1 protein-coding gene and 1 pseudogene are annotated in these 1,452 nt (G+C 76.8%); both read left to right on the forward strand.

The features are described from left to right. On the forward strand, positions 1-1,182 hold a 1,182-nt coding region (locus IE312_RS39845), incomplete at its 5' end, for a glycosyltransferase (protein ID WP_229899661.1). Positions 1,183-1,265: 83 nt separating this feature from the next. Beyond that, positions 1,266-1,452 (forward strand): annotated as a pseudogene (locus IE312_RS39850) (hypothetical protein); the annotation flags it as partial.

A 1,452-nucleotide genomic window follows, 5' to 3' on the forward strand; every position in this document is an offset into this window, starting at 1 on the left:
GCCCTGCGCCCCCTGTCCCTCGACTGGTACGGCGACGACGGCCTGGGCGCGGTCGACCTCTGCCACGCCACCAGCGGCGGCCCCGCCGCCCTCGCCGGCCTGCTCGCCCGGCACTTCAGCGACGTTCCGCTGCTCGTCACCGAGTACGGCGTGCACCTGCGCTCCCACCACCTGACTCACGCCCCCGGCACCACCGCCCCCGCCGTACGCGCCCTGCTCGGCAGCTTCCACGGCAGGCTCGCCGCCGAGGTCTACCGCGCGGCCGCGCTCCTCACCCCGGGCAACGCGCACGCCCGCCGCTGGCAGGAACGGTGCGGCGCCGACCGCGGCCGGATCCGCACGGTGTACCCCGGCATGGCGGCCGACCGCTTCACGGAGGTCGGCGAGGCCCCGGACCGGTCCGACCCGGGCACCCTCGTCTGGGTCGGCCGCGTGGAACCCGCCAAGGACCTGGTCTCCCTGCTGCACGCCTTCGCCGGGGTGCGCAAGGAGGAGCCCGGGGCCCGCCTGCGGATCGTCGGCACGCCCGCCGACGCCGAGGGCGCGGCCTACCTGGGCCACTGCCGGGCACTCGCCGCGCAGCTGTTCCCCGACGAGGCGGAGGGCGCCCACGCCGTCGGTGACAATCCCGTCTCCTTCGAGGAGATCGGCGCACCGCAGGCACCGACCCTGCAAGACGCGTACGCCGCCGGCGCGGTCGTCGTCCTCTCCAGTGTCGTGGAGGGCTTCCCGGTCAGCCTCGTCGAGGCCATGCTCTGCGGCCGGGCCACCGTCTCCACGGACGTGGGCGCGGTCGTCGAGGTCATCGGCGGCACCGGACTGGTGGTGCCGCCGCGCAACCCCAGGGCGCTCGCCGAGGCGTGCGTGGCACTGCTGCGCGACCCCGGGCGCCGAGAGCGCCTCGGCGCGGCCGCGCGCGCCCGCGCGCTCGAACTGTTCACCGTCGAGCAGAACATCGCGGCCTTCCACGCCCTCTACCTGGAGGTCGTCTCGCACTGCCCGGTCCGCCGCGTGGTCCTGGACGCCTCCGGCGAGCCGCTGCCGTTCGCCGCCCCGGCCGAGTCCCACGTCCCCGGCCGCTGGACCGGCCCCACGGCCGGCGTCCTGCCCCGCGCCATGCCCGCCTGGGCCACCGACGCCCCGGTCGTCGCGACCCCGCTGGCCACGGAGGGCGTCCGATGAGCCGCCCGGGAGGCCACGCCTCCGCCGGGGGACCGGATGCGTTCGGGGTTCTGGATGCGTTCGGGGTTCCGGAGGAGTCCGGCGTGTTCGGGGTTCCGGACGAGTCCGTCGCGCTCGGGGTTCCGGAGGAGTCCGTCGTGCTCGGATCCCCGGAGCACGGTGCCCCTCGCGAGCCGGCCGCCGGAGCCGACCTGCCCGGGACGCCCAGCGGTGCCGGTCCGTGGGACACCCGGTCGGGGGAGTGGCTGACCGGCGATCCGGCCGGGCACG

This window comes from Streptomyces capoamus, assembly GCF_014654935.1.
GTDB lineage: Bacteria > Actinomycetota > Actinomycetes > Streptomycetales > Streptomycetaceae > Streptomyces > Streptomyces capoamus.